The organism is Cellulomonas sp. APG4, assembly GCF_009996735.1.
Classification (GTDB): Bacteria; Actinomycetota; Actinomycetes; order Actinomycetales; family Cellulomonadaceae; genus Actinotalea.
Map to the genome: position 1 here is coordinate 1 of NZ_JAACYI010000002.1, position 15,743 is coordinate 15,743.

A 15,743-nucleotide genomic window follows, 5' to 3' on the forward strand; every position below is an offset into this window, starting at 1 on the left:
AAGCACGTCGAGGTCTTCCAGATGAGCGGCGTAGGAACCTTCATCCTCGGGAGACCTCGACCCCTACCCGGTCACCAACGCGCCGCCAACGGACAGCACCCTGCTACACCCTCGTTTGCGAAGAGCCGTCGAAGTCCGTGCCGTGAGCGACCGGGATAACCCGGTCCGTGGCTAGGAGCGCGGCCAGTTCCTTGCTCGCGATCCCGGTGGCCGCCTCCAGGGTGGTCAGCATCGCCGGGGTCACGAGCACGATGCCAACTCGGGAACTCCGCAGCCCCTTATCGATCTCGGTGAGCAGCGACTTGCCAAGGCCCACGTCGTACTCGCTGAACCACACCTTTGCGCCGTAGGACCTGAGCAGGTCGTACAACTCCCTGGCCGCCCCGTGCCGGTCGTCCCAGGCGTGGCAGAGGAAGGTGTCGCGGCGGTCCGGGTAGGTTCGCGCGACCGCCTCGGCCTGACGTGCGAGGGGCTCGAACGTACGTTCCTCGGTGAGCGTGTACGTCGCCGTGCCACCGCTGCGGGTGCGCCGGGTGGTCGTCCTCCCGCCGGAAGACCCTCCACCGCCGTACGACGTGCCGCCGCTACCGCTTCGGAAAGGTGGCGGAGAGTAGTAGGACGGCGGCCTGTAGTACGAACGACCGCCACGGCAGGGCCTCCGCCGCGCACACCTGAGAGCAAAGGCGACACGACGACGTCGCCCGCGACGAGGAGGGCCCGATGACGACCACCTGGACCGGCCTCGCCGAGGTCCTGCTGAACGACGCCGACACCGGGTGGTCGGGCATCTGGACGCTCACCCACACCGCAGCGATGGGTGCACTGAACCTCGCCATGACCGTGCCACTCGGCGTCGGCGTGTCGATCTCCTACGCCGCCATGGACTTCCGGGAAGCCCAGGACGACCTGGAGTGGGCTCACCCCGACGTCCGGACCACCGCCACCCCCGTGCGGCTCGGCGCCGTCCGCCCCGAAGACGCAGGCGAAGCCCGCGCGGTCCTCGACCGGCTCGCCGCCGCAGCCCTGGACCGCGCGGCCGCCCTGGCCGAAGTGGAGACAAACCTCGCCGCGCAGGCAGCGCTCTCCCGAGTGATGGCTCGGCTGATCACCGGCCGAGCCAAGGTCACCGGACGCTGGTCATGACCAACTACGCCGACCTCCTGGCGCAGGCGACGGCGCACGTGCGCGACGGCGCCACGACCCTGCGAGGGGACCGCTTCTGGACCCCACGTGAGGCCCTCGACGCGATCGGCGACTACCACGGCCTGCTGGACGCCATCGCCTCCCACACCCGGCGCCTGCTGTGGCCTGCACAGCTCGGACGCATCGGGCTGGCCCGCCACCGCGACGGCCTACCACCGGTCGAGCGAGCCGCCATCGACCTGGCCGCCGGCATCGAGGCCCTCACCGGCGAGGCGAGGCCTCACCCATCCCAGATCAGCGGAGCCGGAACACCGTGGGCACGCGCCGCGCTGTCGCTGCGCGCGGCCGCCGACCTCGTCGCCACCCACTACACGGGTGAAGGACGACCTCGAACACCAGACGCTACCCGCACCACGACGGCGAGCTTCGACGCCGGTCTCGCCGACCTCGGTCACCTTGCCCAGGCGGTCCTCGCCCACGAAGACCCGTTGGCGCTCCGCGCCATCCAAGCCGGCGTGCCGCGCGGCGTCGTCACACGGCAGCTGCCCGGGCTTCAGAACCTCGCCGACGTCGCGCGCAACCTGGCCACCGACGCGCCGCAACGCCTCACGGCTCAACTCGACGCCCTCGGTCAGGTCCCGTTGCGGCCACGCAAGGACGAGCCCGCGACCGAGCTCGCGGACCGCATGATCCGACTCCGGCAGGCCACGTGGGAGCTCGCCGGCGACCGCTCCGACGCGCTCGCGTCACTGCGGACGATGGCCGCCCTCGGCGTCGCAGTCCACGCCCACGCGGCTGCCTTCCACGGGGCAGACCTCACGGCGCCCGACACCGCCGGCGCGGACCGAGGCACCGGCGCTCTGGTCGGGCATGCACGCGCCTGGCAGCGCCTTCACCAAGCCCTGTCGGAGTTCTCGATCCTCGCGCCGCCCACGACAAGCATCCGCGACGACGCCGCAGCCGCCGTTCGTCTCCTTCGCGAACTCGCCCCGATCGAGCACCCTCAGACTCACGCGCCCTTCGCCCCGGCTGAGCGGCACGTCGCCGCAGTCCTCAACGGCGCCGTACAGGTCATGGCCGACATCGCCGTTCACGAGGGAACGACCTTCGACCGGCTTGCTCGAGCCGGCCTCCTATACATGCCGGCTCGGACGTTGCCGCGCGAGCTGGTGAGTGACCGGCCTGACCTCGCCACCGCTCGCCTGGAGCAGCGCCTCGTCCACGCACCCGACGTCACCACCGGAGCGACTGCCAGGCTGTACACCGAAGTCGCCTCTCACCCCATAGGAGTCTCGACGGCAGCACCGGTCGGCCGTCTTCCGGCCGCTTCGATGGATACACCCGCGATCTTCGTGGCGAAGTAGCGTCGCGTCGAGACGCTCGGACATGCCGATGACCGACGGCTGACGCTCTCCCGCTGCGAGATCGGCCCGGCGGCCAGTACTTGCAGACGCGGGCTGCTGACGGCACCTCGCCTCGACTGGCACGATCGAGGCATGACACCGCTTCCGTCCCACTTCCGCACCTTCGGCGTTACGCAAGTCACCGTCATTCACAACCCCGGCAGTGAGGATGAGGAGCGCTTCGAGACTGAAGCGCACATCCAAGCCAAGACCGCGTTCTTCGCCGTGGACACGCCCATCTACGAGGGCGATGTCGTGGAGTTCCCGGATCCGCGCGGGGGTCTGGCGCGGAAGGTTGCGGCGAGCGTCGACGTGAACAACCCCACCGGATCATCGTTCCGCGGCATGGAGCACATCCACGTGACTTGGGGAGCAGCGCCGCCGGCACGCGTAGCGCCCGTGCGGCGGCTCTCTGTCGAGAACCTCCACGCGGAGGTCATTCGCTCGTCGAGCGACCTATTCGCTGACGGGCACTACGAGGCTGCTGTCAGCGAGGCATTTAAAGCAATCGAGGTTCGAGTGCGGACGATGACGGGTTCCGCTCAGTCAGGCGTCAAGCTCATGGGCGAAGCATTCGGCGGCTCGGAGCCTCGGGTCTCCGTGGCGAAAGCGACGGGCCAAAGCGGCAAGGACGAACAAGAAGGCTTCGCAGCCCTCTTCCGTGGCTCGATGCTGGGAGTCCGGAATCCACGGGCGCATGACCTCTTCCGGCCGCAGGACCCTCAGCAGGCACTGGAGTACCTAGGGTTCGCCAGCTTGCTGCACCGCCAGCTTGACAGCGCCACGGTGTCGTAGAAGTCGCGCTCCAGCTCGGTCGGCAAACCGTCGGCGCAGGCTCATGCGGAAGGTCGCCGGTGACGCACCGCACCGCCCAGCCGCCCACCGGAACAGTCGCGCCCGCGCGCCGCAACGCTCGGCCGAACGTCCGGTGATGCCGCCGTACGCGAGTGCACCCCGGCGGTGTGCGATCGCGTTGCTCACTCAGTCGGTGGGAGCAACCATCGCCGCGAACCACTCGGCGCGATCGTGACGCGCCTCGTCGTCACCATCAGGTTCCAGCACGCACAGGACGGCTCGCGCGAGGCGACCCTCGCTGTGAGCGAGGTCGGTTCCAGACGGGAACGTAGCCTCGATGAACTCCCAGCACGTTTCCTTCGCGCCCAACAGATCTTCTGGCGTGCCGGCGCCGTCCCAGTAGCGCCTCGCCGTCTCAAGCGGTCGCGTTGTCAACGACGGCTGAAAACGAACCCCCTGGCGACGGCTGAAAGTGGACCCCTCTCGTTGGTGTGGTCAGTCGGTCGTGGCCGCTGGTGGGCGGCCAAGGTCGCGGTTCTTGAGCCGGTAGGAGTCGCCCTTGAGGGCGATGACGTCGGCGTGGTGGACGAGGCGGTCGATCATCGCGGCGGCGACGGTGTCGTCGCCGAAGACCTCGCCCCACCGGCCGAAGGGCTTGTTGGAGGTCACGATCAGGGACGCCCGTTCGTAGCGGGCTGAGACGAGCTGGAAGAACAGGTTCGCGGCTTCGGGTTCGAAGGGGATGTAGCCGACCTCGTCGATGACCAGCAGCGGGTAGCGGCCCAGGCGGCGGAGTTCGTCCTGCAGGCGCCCGTCGTGGTGGGCGCCTGCCAGGCGGTCGACCCACTCGGCGGCGGTGGCGAACAGGACCCGGTGCCCGGCTTGGCAGGCGCGGATCGCGATGCCGGTGGCCAGGTGGGTCTTGCCGGTGCCGGGTGGGCCGAGGAAGACCACGTTCTCCTTGGCGGTGACGAAGTCCAGGGTGCCCAGGTGGGCGATCTGCTCGCGCTTGAGACCACGGGCGTGGTCGTAGTCGAAGTCCTCCAGCGCCTTGCGGGCGGGGAACCGGGCGGCGCGGATGCGCCCTTCGCCGCCGTGGGCCTCGCGGGCGGCGACCTCGCGCTGCAGGCAGGCGGCTAGGAACTCCTCGTGGGTCCAGGACTCGGCCCGGGCGCGTTCGGCGAGCCGGTCGACGGCCTCGCGCAGGGTGGGGGCCTTGAGCGCTCGGGTCAAGAACGCGAGCTCGGCGCTGAGGTCGCGGGCCTTGGTCGCGGCGAGCATCAGGCCACCTCCGTCAGCCCGAACACCGCGTCATAGGTGCTCAGGTCGCGTTGTTCGACGACTTCGACAGGCGTGGTCGGGGGCTGGTGCGCGGCCGCGTGGGCCAGGGCCCGTGCTGCGGCGCGGTGGGCGGGTTCAGTGATGGTCTGCTGCCGGGCCCAGCAGCGTTCGTGCGCGGCGACGACCTTGCTGCCCAGCCGGACGGTGACCTGCTCCAGGTCCGCCGCGACAATGACCTTGCGGCCGACCGCGACCGGGTCCACGGAGTAGTCGTTGGAGTCCAGCCGGACGTAGTGGTCCCGCGGCAGGCGCACCGTCGCCGACCACCCGAGCTGCGGGGCGACCGGCGGCAGCGGCAGCATCGCCGCGAGGTCCGCCGACCACCGGTCGACCGGCCGCGCGCCCAGCGCGCGGTGGTGGCGGGCGTTCGCCCTGGTCAGCCACTCGGTGAGCTGGGTGTTGAAGTCGCCCGGGCCGGTGAAGGTGCGCCCGGGCAGGAACGAGGTCTCCAGGTAGCCGTTGGCGCGCTCGACCAGGCCCTTGGCCTCCGGGTCCCGCGGGCGGCACTGATGCACCGAGATCCCCAACGTCCCGCGGAACGCCTCGAACTCCTCGGTCAGCCGCGGCTGGCCGGCCCGCCACGACCCGACCGCGGCCTCGTTGTCCCAGACCAGCTGCGCCGGGACCCCACCCATCGCCCGCAACAGCTCCCAGCGCCCGGCGATCAAGTCCCGACCCTGCCGGGTCGGCAGCATCCGAGCGAAGATCATCCGCGAGTAGCCCGAGACCATCACCAGCACCGGCGGACTGCCCACCTGCCCGAACCCGATCGGGACCGGCGCCGGTGGAAACCACAGGTCGCACTGCACCCGCGCGCCGGGGTCATAGGCGGTGCGCGTGGCCGGGTCCGGCGGCAGGTAGTACGGACGCAGCTCCCGCACCCGGTCCTTGAGCACCGTCAGCGACCGGTCCCACCCGATCCGCTCGGCGACCACCGTCGCCGGCATCCGCGGATGCGACTGCAACAGCTCCCGGACCGCCGGCTCGACCGCGTCCACGATCGAGCCCTTCGACGCCCGCTCGTACTTCGGCGGGGCATCACGAGCCAACGCCCTGCGCACCGCGTTCCTCGAGACCCCCATCCGACGGCCGATCGCCTTGATCGCCATCCCCTCAACCCGGTGCAGCCGACGGATCTCCGCCCAGTCCTCCACGGTCATCACCCTCCTCAGCGTCGCCGAGGGGGTCCGTTTTCGGCCGTCGCTAGGGGGTCAGTTTTCGCGCGTCGTCGACACGCGCGACGGCGTCGGGCAAGGTGAGCCGCTCCAGGCGGAACACGAGGACCCGCATGAGGCTGCGCCATGGATTGGTGCCCGCGGCATTGCCGAGTCGATCAGCCTCTCGCAGGAGATCGTCGCTACCCCATCCGCTGTCCACATCACCCATTGTGCCGGGGCTTCCGAGCGCGTCCGCCAGGCGGCTAACACGAGCACGCGGACCATCCGGTCAGCCGCCCTGAGGGCGGCTACGCTCGCCCGGATCTGCCGCACCCAGGGCGGCTACGCTCGCCCGGAGCTGCCGCGGACCGCGCGCGTCTGTCGATGTACGGTGCGCCAGCCGCATATGTGTGCCGCCCGCCGGCTGGCACCTCGTCGGCCGAACGCCGAGCTCGCCACCTACCCGGTGACGACGCCCTGGCCAACACCGAACGAGTTCCGTGACGGCTGTCCGTAGACGTGCTGCAGGCGTCCATGTTCGTCCACGGCGTACTTAGGCCTACCGATAGGCCTACCAGCCGGCGAGAGGCCCGCCCCGCCGAAGCGGTGCGGGCCTCTGACCTGCTCTTTCACTGTCGGGATGACAGGATTTGAACCTGCGACCCCTTGACCCCCAGTCAAGTGCGCTACCAAGCTGCGCCACATCCCGATGGCCCTCACGAGCCGCAGTTACCTTACCGCACGTCCCGGGTGGGGACGTCCCGTCGTCTCACCCTCGAGTCGCCGAAACGGCCCCAGCACGCCAGGGTCGAAGGGCTGGTCGGCGACGACGCCGGCGCCGGACAGTCACCCACGGGCGCCACCCCTCGGCGCAGGAAGGCCATCACCTGATGCTGCTGCTGTCGTTCGCCGTGCTGCTCCTCGTCGCGATGCTCGTCTCCGAGCGCGCCCACCGCACGGTGCTCTCGACGGCCGTGCTCTTCCTCGTCGGCGGCTTCCTGCTCGGTGACGGCGTGCTCGGGGTGGTCGACGTCGAGGCCGGCGACCCGCTCGTGTCGACCCTGGCCGAGCTCGCGCTCTTCTCCGTGCTCTTCACCGACGGCATGCGCGTCGGCATCCGCGACCTGCGGCGCGCATGGCGGCTGCCGGGTCGGGCGCTCCTGCTCGGCCTTCCGCTCACCCTCGCCGTCACCGCGGTGCTCGCCCACTACCTCGTGGGGCTCCCCTGGCTCGAGGCCTTCCTGCTCGGTGCCGTCCTCGCGCCGACGGACCCCGTGTTCGCCGCCGCGATCGTCGGCCGCAAGGAGGTGCCGCGCAGGCTCCGTCACCTGCTCAACGTCGAGTCGGGTGTCAACGACGGCCTCGCCCTGCCCGTCGTCCTCGTGCTGCTCGCGGCCGCCGGTGGTCGCGAGGACGCGAACGGCTGGATGCTGCTCGAGGAGATCGCGCTCGGGGTCGTCGTCGGGGTCGTCGTGCCCCTCGTCGTCCTGTGGCTCGAACGCCGACCGTTCCTCATGGCCACCCGGGCCCTGCAGCCGCTCGTGGCGGTCTCGATCGGGCTGCTCGTGCTCGCCGTGTGCCAGGTGACGCACGCCAACCTCTTCCTGGGTGCCTTCGCGGCCGGGATCACCGTCGCCTCCGCAGGCCCGGAGCTGCGGCACGAGTTCGAGCAGTTCGGTGAGCTCGTCACGGAACTGCTCAAGCTTGCTGCCATCCTCGTGTTCGGGGCGCTCATCACCCCCGACTTCCTCTTCGAGGAGATCCCGTGGACCGGCTGGGTCCTGGCCGTCATGGCGCTCGTCGTGGCCCGACCGCTCGCCCTGCTCGTGTCGTTCGTCCGCACCGGTCTGTCGCGCAAGGAGCAGGTGGCAGCGATGTGGTTCGGCCCGAAGGGGTTCGCGTCGGTGGTCTACGGGCTCCTCGTGCTCGAGTCGGGGATCGCCTTCGCCGATCAGCTGTTCCACCTCACGGCCCTCGTCATCGTGCTGTCGATCCTCGCCCACTCGTCGACCGACGTGCTCGTCGCACGCCAGTTCGCCGAGGAGCCGGGAACGGGTGCGAGCCAGGAGGACGAGACCGTGCCGACCGCGGACGGGTTCCCGCCATCGATGCGCTCAGGTCCGGGCGACGGCTGACCCGACCGGCACGTTCCAGGTACGTACCGCCGGGATGTCGTGCTCGAGGCCCAAGGTGCTCAGGGTTCCCGCGTCGAGGCGGAACATCGCGCCGGATCTCGGCTCGAGGCCGAGCCACTGCGTGAGGAGCACCCGCAGCTGGTGACCGTGGCCGACGAGCGCCACGTCGCCCCCCGCGGCGAGCACGGGCGTCACGCGCTCCAGCACCGCGCGGGCCCGAGCGGCAACCTGCTCGACGGTCTCCCCCGGCGTCTCGCCCGGGACCGTCCCCTCGTCGAACACCTCCCACGAGATGCCCAGCTCGGCACTGATCTCCTCGGTGGTGCGGCCCTCGTAGGCGCCGTAGTCCCACTCGACCAGGTCCTCGTCCGCCTCGCGCGAGGTCAGGCCCGCGAGGTCCGCCGTCTGCTGGGCGCGCAGCCGCGGGCTCGCGAGCACGAGCCCGAACGTGCGACCCGCGAGCACGCGCCCCAGGGCACGGGCCTGGTCCGTCCCGTGCGCCGTGAGTGCCAGGTCGGTCACCCCGGTGTGCCGACCCGTGCGGCTCCATTCGGTCTCCCCGTGCCGCACCAGCACCAGCTCAGCCATGTCCCACCCCTCGCGTCACGCGCTCCTCGCGGGCGCGTTCGCTGCGTTCGCGCTCGGCCGCCGACATCTGGCTCAGCTCGGCCGTCACGAGCCCGAGCACGAGCAGGTCCACCAGCAGCCCCGCGGTCGCGGCCCACTCCTCGAGGCGGAAGACGAACACCTGCGTGACGAGCAGGCTGACGAGCACCGCCCGCCGGAACATCCGGTACGCGCGCGGGCGATCGCGCGACACGAGCCACAGCCCGTACGAGGCGAGCCCCGTCGCGCCTGCTGCGCTCACGACCAGCCCGACGACGACCCACCCCGGCACGTCCGCTCCGTCGCGCCACGCGACGAGACCACGCACCACGCCACCCAGCGAAGCGAGCACCAGCACGCCGACGGTCGCCCACGGAACCCACCGCGGCCGCACGAGCCGGCGCGTGCTCCGGACCACGGCCCGGCCGACGACGTCGACCGGGTTCGGCAGCTCGGTGTCGTCGGCGTCGACCACGTCGAGCAGTGCGCGCACCTCGCCGACTCCGCGGACCGCACCCTCTCGCTCGGCACGGTCCACGTCGGTATGGGCACGGGCTCGTGCGCGGGCGGTGAAGCCACCGGCGAGGCCCGCGACGGCGTGGTCGGCCGCCGCGGCGAGGTACTCGGCGGGGTAGTGCGGCCAGCGTCCGTGCAGCGCCTCGGCGAGCAGCACGAGGGCCACGACGACCACGTAGATCAGTGCCGCCGTCGGCTCGTAGAAGTAGTCGTTGTCCGACGTGACGAACTTGCCGATCTCGTCGATGAACAGGCCGAAGCCCACACCGCCGACCACCCCGCCCATGGGCCGCACCACGGGCCCGGCGAACGACAGCAGCAGGACGAACGCGATCGCCATCAGCAGGCCGCCCCACAGCACGTGCGCGATGTGCAACCCGTCGCCGCCGATCTGCGGGTAGCCGGCCGCCGCCAGGAACGCTCGCGTCAGCAGCACCGTCGCGACGGTCGCGACGAGGAAGCCCGCCAGGTGCGAGGTCGCGGCCGGGTCCCGTGGCAGCCCCCAGCGCAGCACGAGCCCGCGCTCAGCGACCACCGCGGCTCACCTCCGGCGCTTCTCGCGCACCCGCACCGAGATCTCGATCGGCGTGCCCTCGAAGCCGAAGGTCTCGCGCAGCCGACGCTCGATGAACCGGCGATAACCGGCCTCGAGGAAGCCGGTGGCGAACACGACGAACCGCGGCGGACGGGTGTCGGCCTGGGTCGCGAACAGGATGCGCGGCTGCTTGCCCCCGCGCAGCGGGTGCGGGTGGGCCGCGACGAGCTCGCCGAGGAACGCGTTGAGCCGACCCGTCGGGATGCGCGTGTCCCACGACGCCAGCGCGGTCTCGATCGCGGGGACGAGGCGGTTCGTGTGCCAGCCGGTTCGCGCCGAGACGTTCACGCGCGGGGCCCACTGCACGCGCACGAGGTCCTGCTCGATCTCGCGCTCGAGGTAGGGGCGACGGTCCTCGTCCATGAGGTCCCACTTGTTGTAGGCGATGACCAGGGCCCGGCCCGCGTCGACCACCTGCGAGATCACGCGTGTGTCCTGCTCGGTCATCTTGACGCTCGCGTCGACGAGCACCACGCCCACCTCGGCCTTCTCGATCGCGGCCTGGGTGCGCAGCGACGCGTAGAAGTCGGCCCCCGAGGTCTGGTGCACGCGCCGCCGGATGCCCGCGGTGTCGACGAACCACCACGAGCGCCCGTCGAGCTCGACCAGCTCGTCCACCGGGTCCCGGGTGGTGCCGGCCTCGGCGTCGACCACCACGCGGTCCTCGCCCAGGATCTTGTTGAGCAGGCTCGACTTGCCCACGTTGGGGCGGCCGACGAGCGCGATACGTCGCGGGCCGCCCGCACGCACGGGGCCGCCCTGGGTCGAGAACTCGGGCAGTCGTTCGAGCACGGCGTCCAGGAGGTCGCCCGTCCCGCGTCCGTGCAGCGCAGACACCGGGTGCGGCTCGCCGAGCCCGAGGCTCCACAGCTCGGCCGCGTCGGACTCGCCTCGCGGGCCGTCGACCTTGTTGGCGGCGAGCACCACGGGCTTGCCCGCCTTGCGGAGCAGGCGGACCACCTGCTCGTCGGTCGACGTGGGACCCACCGTGGCGTCGACCACGAACAGCACGACGTCGGCCAGGTCGATGGCCACCTCGGCCTGCTCGGCGACGCGCGCGTGGATCCCGGCGACGTCGACCTCCCAGCCACCCGTGTCGACCAGCGTGAACCGGCGCCCCGACCACTCCGCGGTGTAGCTCACGCGGTCACGCGTCACGCCGGGCTTGTCCTCGACCACGGCCTCACGCCGTCCGAGGATGCGGTTGACGAGCGTCGACTTGCCCACGTTGGGCCGCCCGACCACTGCGAGCACGGGCAGCGGAGCGGTGATCTCGGGCTCGCCGTCACCGAGCCCCTCGCCCTCGAGCAGCGCGAGGTCGCCCTCGTCCAGCTCGTACTCGGCGAGGCCGGCGCGAAGCGCCTGCTCGCGGGCCTCGTCGGAGTCGACGGTGGCGTCGCCGAGGGTCGCCTCCTGGGGCGCCTCGGGAGCCGCGTCGTCGGCGGCGGTCGGGGTCTCGTCGGTCATGGGCCCCATCCTCCCCTGCCGCGGGCCCTCCCGACGAACCCGGGCCTCACAGCGGAGCCTGGCCCCCGTCACCGCCCGGACGCGGGGGCACGTCGTCCTGCGGCAGCGGCACGCCGGTGCGCGCGCTCACGGCGTGCACGTGCTCGGCCAGGACGGTCTGCAGCGCGGCGTGCACGTGCGTGACCGCTGCACGTCCCGTCACTCCCTCGGGTACCGGGTGCACGGGCTCGCCGAACTCGACGAGCAGACGGCGCCGCAGCCCTGGGAGGCGGTGGACCGACTCCCCCGTACGTCGCGTGCCAAGCACCGCGACGGGCACCACCGGCGCGCCCGAGGCGACGGCCAGCCACGCGACGCCGGCGCGCGCACCCGAGCCGTCCCCGCGTCCGCGGTTGCCCTCGGGGAAGATCCCGACGACGTCGCCCCGACGCAGCACGGCGAGGGCGGTCGCGAGGGCGGGCCTGCCGTTGGTCCGGTCCACGGGGATCTGCCCGGCCGCCCGCAGCACGACGCCGATCGGGCCGCGGAACATCTCCTGCTTGACGAGGATGTGCGAGCCACGCGGCGAGACGCCGTGCACGAGCGGACCGTCGACGACTCCCAGGTGGTTCGCCGCGAGCAGCACGGGACCGGTGCGCGGCACCCGCTCGGCGCCGACGACCGTCGTCCGCCACACCACGTGTGCGAGGAACCAGCCCACGCGCCGTGACCACCGGGGGCCGCGGGCGCTCGGTACCGCCCGTCCGGTGTCCGCGCTCACGTCGCGTCGACGGTCAGCCGGCGCACCACCTCGAGCACCGCGGCGACGGTCTGGTCGAGGTCGAGGTCCGACGAGTCGACCGTGACGACACCGTCGGCCGCGGTCATGAAGTCGACGACGGTCGAGTCGTCGCGGTCGCGTCGCACCACCTGGTCGCGCGTGGCCTCGATCGCCCGGGCGTCGGCCGCACCGTGCAGCTCCTTCGCGCGCCGGGCGAGCCGCGCCTCCTCGCTCGCGGTGAGGAGCAGACGCACGGGGGCATCGGGGGCGATGACGGTGGTGATGTCGCGGCCCTCGACCACGACGCCCGCGCCGCGGCTGAACCCCTCGGGGCCCGTCTCGACGTCGATCACGCGACGTTGGCGGGCGCCGAGGTCGGCACGGACCTCGAGGTTCGTCGCGACCGCGCTCACCGCCGCAGAGATCTCACCGGCCCGGATGGCCGTGCCCACGTCGTGCCCCGCCACCGCGAAGGTGGGGAACCGCGGGTCCGGGCCCATCTCGAGCACCATGTCCCGCACGGTGGCCGCGACGTCGTCGGTCGCGGTGAGGTCGACCCCCTGCTCGAGGCACCACCACGTCGCGGCCCGGTACATGGCGCCCGTGTCGAGGTACGCGAGCCCCAGCTCGGCGGCGACGCGCCGGCACACGCTCGACTTGCCCGAGCCGGACGGCCCGTCGACGGCGATCACGAGTCCTTGCGGCACTGTGGTCCTCTCCTGGGTGGTGGGGGTGGTCATGCGCGGGGCCGCGCGGTCATCCGGCCAGCCGCCAGCCGCGGCCGGTGAGCTCGGTCTCGAGCCGGCCACCGAGCCCCGGCAGCACAGAGACGGACGCGAGGCCCACCGGCTGGTGCGGCGCGTGGTCGAGCTGGAGCTCCTCGAGGTTGATCCCCGCGGCGCCCACGTCGGCGAGCAGCCGCGCGAGCTCGCCTGGGCTGTCCGGCACCAGCACCGTCACGACGTCGTACGCACGGCGCACCCCGCCGTGCTTGCCCGGGATGCGGCTCACGCCCGCGTTTCCCGCGGCGATGGTGCGGGCGACGACGGCGTGCGGCGCTGGCCCGTCCCCCAGGCCTGCCGCGCCCTCGTCGTCCCCGTCGCCCGCGTCCGCGGACGCCGTCGCGACGCGGGCGGTGACGAGTGCGTCCACGAGCGCGTCGAGGTCGGTGCGCAGGGCCTCGAGCACCGGTACCACGGCGTCGGCGTTCGCCGTGAGGATCGAGGTCCACAGCGCCGGGTCGCTCGCCGCGACCCGCGTGACATCACGCAGGCCCTGGCCCGAGAGGTCGAGGGCTGCAGGGTCGGCCGCAGTGAGACGCGCCGCCACCAGCGAGGCCGCGACCTGCGGCACGTGCGAGACGAGCGCGACGGCCTCGTCGTGCGTGCGCGCGTCGAGCATCACGGGGCTCGCGCCCAGGTCGACGGCGAGGTTGCGCACCGCGAGCACCGCCTCACCCGACGACGCGGGCGAGCCGACCACGACCCACGGCCGCCCCGCGAACAGGTCCGGACGCGCCGCCGTCGGGCCCGAGCGCTCCGACCCCGCCATGGGGTGCGAGCCCACGTAACGCGTCAGGTCGGCTCCCGACTCCCGCAGCTCGGCGAGCACGGCCGACTTCACGCTCGCGACGTCGGTCACCACGGCCCCCGGCCACGCCTCGAGCTCGGCGCGCACCACGTCGGCCGTGACGTCCGGCGGTGCCGCGACCACGACGAGCCGCGGTGGGACCGAGGCGTCGTCCGCCGGCACACCTGCACCTACGTCGCGCGCGAGCAGCACCGCGGTCCGCGAGGGGTCGCTCAGCTGCACCTCGACGCCGAGCGCGCGGAGCCCGAGGCCCACGCTCGCACCCAGCAGCCCGGTGCCCACCACGCGGACGGGGCCGGCCGTGGCGGCGGGACCCACGGCGGACGCCCCGGCGCTCACTGCGCGAGGTCCCTGCGCAGCACCGTCGCCCCGTGCAGGTAGACGTGCCGCACCTGGTCGCGCGGACGCTCGAGGTTGGCGTGCGCCATGAGGCGCACGACCCGCGGCAGGGCGTGCGCGACGTCGATCTCGACCGCGCACATGAGCGGCACGTCGCCGAGCCCCATCTCGCGTGCCGCGGCCGCAGGGAAGTCGCTGCGCAGGTCAGGCGTGCAGGTGAAGATGATCGAGACCAGGTCGTCGGTGGTGAGGTCGTTCGCGGCCAGCACCTCACGGACCAGCTCGATGGTGCGCTCGAAGAGGTGCTCACGCTCGTCACGGTCGAGCTGGGTCGCCCCGCGGATCGCCCTGACCGTCATCATGCACCCTCCCCCGCGTCCCCCGGCGGGACACCGGCGTCGAGGCTACCCGCCGACGCGGACGGGCGGACGCGGCGGCCACGTCGTGGCCCCGTCAGCGCGCGGTGCTCACATGCCGACGGCGGCCATCAGCGTCCCGAGCTCCTCGCGCCCGAGCACGCGCGTGCTGCCTGGGCGCAGCGTGCCGAGGCGGATCGGGCCCACCTGCGTGCGCAGCAGCCGCGTCACCGGGTGCCCGACGGCGTCGAGCATGCGTCGCACCACGCGGTTGCGGCCCTCGTGCAGCACCACCTCGACCATGGTCGACCCGGGGGTCTGGTCCACGATCCGGAACGCGTCGACGGCCACCCGGCCGTCCTCGAGCTCGACGCCCTCGCGCAGCCGCTGACCCACGGCCGGCCGCACCCTGCCCTCGACCGTCGCGAGGTAGGTCTTGCGCACGCCGTGCGACGGGTGCGCGAGGCGGTTCGCCAGCTCGCCGTCGTTGGTGAGCAGCAGCAGCCCCTCGGTCTCGGCGTCGAGCCGCCCCACGTGGAAGAGCCGCTCGGGCCGGTCGGCCACGAACTGCGCGAGCGAGGGCCGGCCCTGCGGGTCGTGCATCGTCGACACGACGCCCGCGGGCTTGTTGAGCGCGATCGTGACCAGGGACGTGTCGAGCTGCACGCGCATGCCGTCGACGTGGATCACCGCGCTCCGCGGGTCCACCCGTACACCCAGCTCGCGCACCACCTCGCCGTCCACCTGCACGCGCCCGCGCGCGATCAGCTCCTCGCACGCGCGGCGCGAGCCGAGCCCCGCGCCCGCGAGCACCTTCTGCAGCCGCACGCCGTCGGGATCGTGCACGTCGCGGCTCACCGGCGCGCTCCCAGCTCGTCGACACCTTCGTCGAGCGCGTCGATGTCCGGCAGGTACGGGGCGAGCGGCGGAAGCTGGTCGAGGCTCGTCATGCCCATCCGTTCGAGGAAGTAGGGCGTGGTGCCGTAGAGCACCGCGCCGCTCGGCTCGGTCCCGAGCTCGGCCACGAGGCCGCGCGCCGCGAGCGTGCGCACGACCGAGTCGACGTTGACGCCGCGGACCGCCGAGACCTGGCCGCGGGTGACGGGCTGCCGGTACGCGATGACGGCGAGGGTCTCGAGCGCGGCGTGGGTCAGCCGCGCCGTCTGGCCCTCGAGCACGAACCGCCCGACGACGTCAGCATGGGCCGGGGCCGAGTAGTACCGCCAGCCGTCCGCCACGTGCCGGAGCACGTACCCGCGCGGTCGCTCGCCCCGCGTGCACTCGTCCGCGAGCTCACCGAGCAGCTGCTCGACCTCGTCGGTGGGCAGGCCCAGGACTGCGGCCAGGCGCACCGCCGGCACGGGCTCGTCCGCGACCATCAGCACCGCCTCGAGAGCCGCGGCGGCGCCACCCGGCAGCGTCGTCACGTCGAACGCGAGCTCGTCGACCTTGGGCGTGTCGGTCGAGACGTCCGGCTGCGGTCCGTCCGCCGGCGCGTCGGCGCGCGGCTCGTCCACGTGCTCGTCGGTCGTGCTCATCC

General features: G+C 72.5%; 16 protein-coding genes, 1 tRNA gene and 1 pseudogene. 4 read left to right on the top strand and 14 right to left on the bottom strand.

Annotated elements, in window-relative coordinates:
- Nucleotides 1-103: 103 nt before the first annotated feature.
- A pseudogene (locus tag GXB85_RS02090) lies at nucleotides 104-403 on the bottom strand (toll/interleukin-1 receptor domain-containing protein); the annotation flags it as partial.
- Between the two features lie 317 nt (nucleotides 404-720).
- On the opposite strand from GXB85_RS02090, the gene GXB85_RS02095 reads away from it, so the two are divergent.
- The 3 genes from GXB85_RS02095 (at nucleotide 721) to GXB85_RS02105 (ending at nucleotide 3,341) form a co-directional block, all read left to right on the top strand.
- Nucleotides 721-1,143: a hypothetical protein gene (locus GXB85_RS02095; protein ID WP_161915995.1), complete on the top strand. Its 423-nt coding sequence runs from the start codon at nucleotides 721-723 to the stop codon at nucleotides 1,141-1,143.
- A gap of 38 nt (nucleotides 1,144-1,181) precedes the next feature.
- Nucleotides 1,182-2,507: a hypothetical protein gene (locus tag GXB85_RS02100; protein ID WP_161915996.1), complete on the top strand. Its 1,326-nt coding sequence runs from the start codon at nucleotides 1,182-1,184 to the stop codon at nucleotides 2,505-2,507.
- Between the two features lie 132 nt (nucleotides 2,508-2,639).
- Nucleotides 2,640-3,341 carry a TIGR02391 family protein gene (locus GXB85_RS02105; protein WP_161915997.1) on the top strand — a complete coding sequence of 234 codons (702 nt, stop codon included), beginning with the start codon at nucleotides 2,640-2,642 and terminating at the stop codon, nucleotides 3,339-3,341.
- Nucleotides 3,342-3,836: 495 nt separating this feature from the next.
- On the opposite strand, the gene istB is transcribed toward GXB85_RS02105, so the two are convergent.
- The 4 genes from istB to GXB85_RS02125 all read right to left on the bottom strand — a co-directional run bounded on the left by istB (nucleotide 3,837) and on the right by GXB85_RS02125 (nucleotide 6,548).
- Nucleotides 3,837-4,622 carry an IS21-like element helper ATPase IstB gene (gene istB / locus GXB85_RS02110; RefSeq protein ID WP_161915998.1) on the bottom strand — a complete coding sequence of 262 codons (786 nt, stop codon included), beginning with the start codon at nucleotides 4,620-4,622 and terminating at the stop codon, nucleotides 3,837-3,839.
- Nucleotides 4,622-5,845, bottom strand: coding sequence for an IS21 family transposase (gene istA / locus GXB85_RS02115; RefSeq protein ID WP_370523946.1), 1,224 nt, complete (start codon nucleotides 5,843-5,845; stop codon nucleotides 4,622-4,624). Before istA ends, istB begins: the two co-directional genes overlap by 1 nt.
- 40 nt (nucleotides 5,846-5,885) lie before the next feature.
- On the bottom strand, nucleotides 5,886-6,059 hold the full coding sequence (locus tag GXB85_RS02120; protein WP_161915999.1) for a hypothetical protein: 174 nt from the start codon (nucleotides 6,057-6,059) through the stop codon (nucleotides 5,886-5,888).
- 415 nt (nucleotides 6,060-6,474) lie between these two features.
- Nucleotides 6,475-6,548: transfer RNA gene (locus GXB85_RS02125), tRNA-Pro, on the bottom strand.
- A 181-nt stretch (nucleotides 6,549-6,729) separates the two neighbouring features.
- Here GXB85_RS02125 and GXB85_RS02130 point away from each other — a divergent pair.
- Nucleotides 6,730-7,974 carry a cation:proton antiporter gene (locus tag GXB85_RS02130; RefSeq protein WP_161916000.1) on the top strand — a complete coding sequence of 415 codons (1,245 nt, stop codon included), beginning with the start codon at nucleotides 6,730-6,732 and terminating at the stop codon, nucleotides 7,972-7,974.
- Here GXB85_RS02130 and GXB85_RS02135 read toward each other — a convergent pair.
- The 9 genes from GXB85_RS02135 to scpB all read right to left on the bottom strand — a co-directional run bounded on the left by GXB85_RS02135 (nucleotide 7,954) and on the right by scpB (nucleotide 15,741).
- Nucleotides 7,954-8,562: a histidine phosphatase family protein gene (locus GXB85_RS02135; RefSeq protein WP_161916001.1), complete on the bottom strand. Its 609-nt coding sequence runs from the start codon at nucleotides 8,560-8,562 to the stop codon at nucleotides 7,954-7,956. The genes GXB85_RS02130 and GXB85_RS02135 overlap by 21 nt on opposite strands.
- Entirely contained in the window at nucleotides 8,555-9,631 is a 1,077-nt protein-coding gene (locus GXB85_RS02140; protein WP_161916002.1) for a hypothetical protein, read from the bottom strand. Before GXB85_RS02140 ends, GXB85_RS02135 begins: the two co-directional genes overlap by 8 nt.
- Nucleotides 9,632-9,637: 6 nt before the next feature.
- Nucleotides 9,638-11,158: a ribosome biogenesis GTPase Der gene (der, locus tag GXB85_RS02145; protein ID WP_161916003.1), complete on the bottom strand. Its 1,521-nt coding sequence runs from the start codon at nucleotides 11,156-11,158 to the stop codon at nucleotides 9,638-9,640.
- 46 nt (nucleotides 11,159-11,204) lie between these two features.
- Entirely contained in the window at nucleotides 11,205-11,918 is a 714-nt protein-coding gene (locus GXB85_RS02150) for a lysophospholipid acyltransferase family protein (RefSeq protein ID WP_161916004.1), read from the bottom strand.
- On the bottom strand, nucleotides 11,915-12,658 hold the full coding sequence (cmk, locus tag GXB85_RS02155) for a (d)CMP kinase (protein WP_161916005.1): 744 nt from the start codon (nucleotides 12,656-12,658) through the stop codon (nucleotides 11,915-11,917). Before cmk ends, GXB85_RS02150 begins: the two co-directional genes overlap by 4 nt.
- A gap of 16 nt (nucleotides 12,659-12,674) precedes the next feature.
- Nucleotides 12,675-13,847 (bottom strand): prephenate dehydrogenase, encoded by a 1,173-nt coding sequence (locus tag GXB85_RS02160; RefSeq protein WP_370523947.1) that lies wholly within the window; start codon nucleotides 13,845-13,847, stop codon nucleotides 12,675-12,677.
- The gene (gene aroH, locus GXB85_RS02165) at nucleotides 13,844-14,209 is read right to left on the bottom strand and encodes a chorismate mutase (protein WP_237727919.1); all 366 of its coding nucleotides are present in this window, start codon (nucleotides 14,207-14,209) and stop codon (nucleotides 13,844-13,846) included. The genes GXB85_RS02160 and aroH overlap by 4 nt, the downstream gene beginning before the upstream one ends.
- Before the next feature lie 105 nt (nucleotides 14,210-14,314).
- Complete coding sequence (locus GXB85_RS02170) at nucleotides 14,315-15,061, bottom strand: pseudouridine synthase (RefSeq protein WP_161916006.1); 747 nt, start codon at nucleotides 15,059-15,061, stop codon at nucleotides 14,315-14,317.
- Nucleotides 15,058-15,741: an SMC-Scp complex subunit ScpB gene (gene scpB, locus GXB85_RS02175; protein WP_161916007.1), complete on the bottom strand. Its 684-nt coding sequence runs from the start codon at nucleotides 15,739-15,741 to the stop codon at nucleotides 15,058-15,060. The genes GXB85_RS02170 and scpB overlap by 4 nt, the downstream gene beginning before the upstream one ends.
- Between the last annotated feature and the right edge of the window lie 2 nt (nucleotides 15,742-15,743).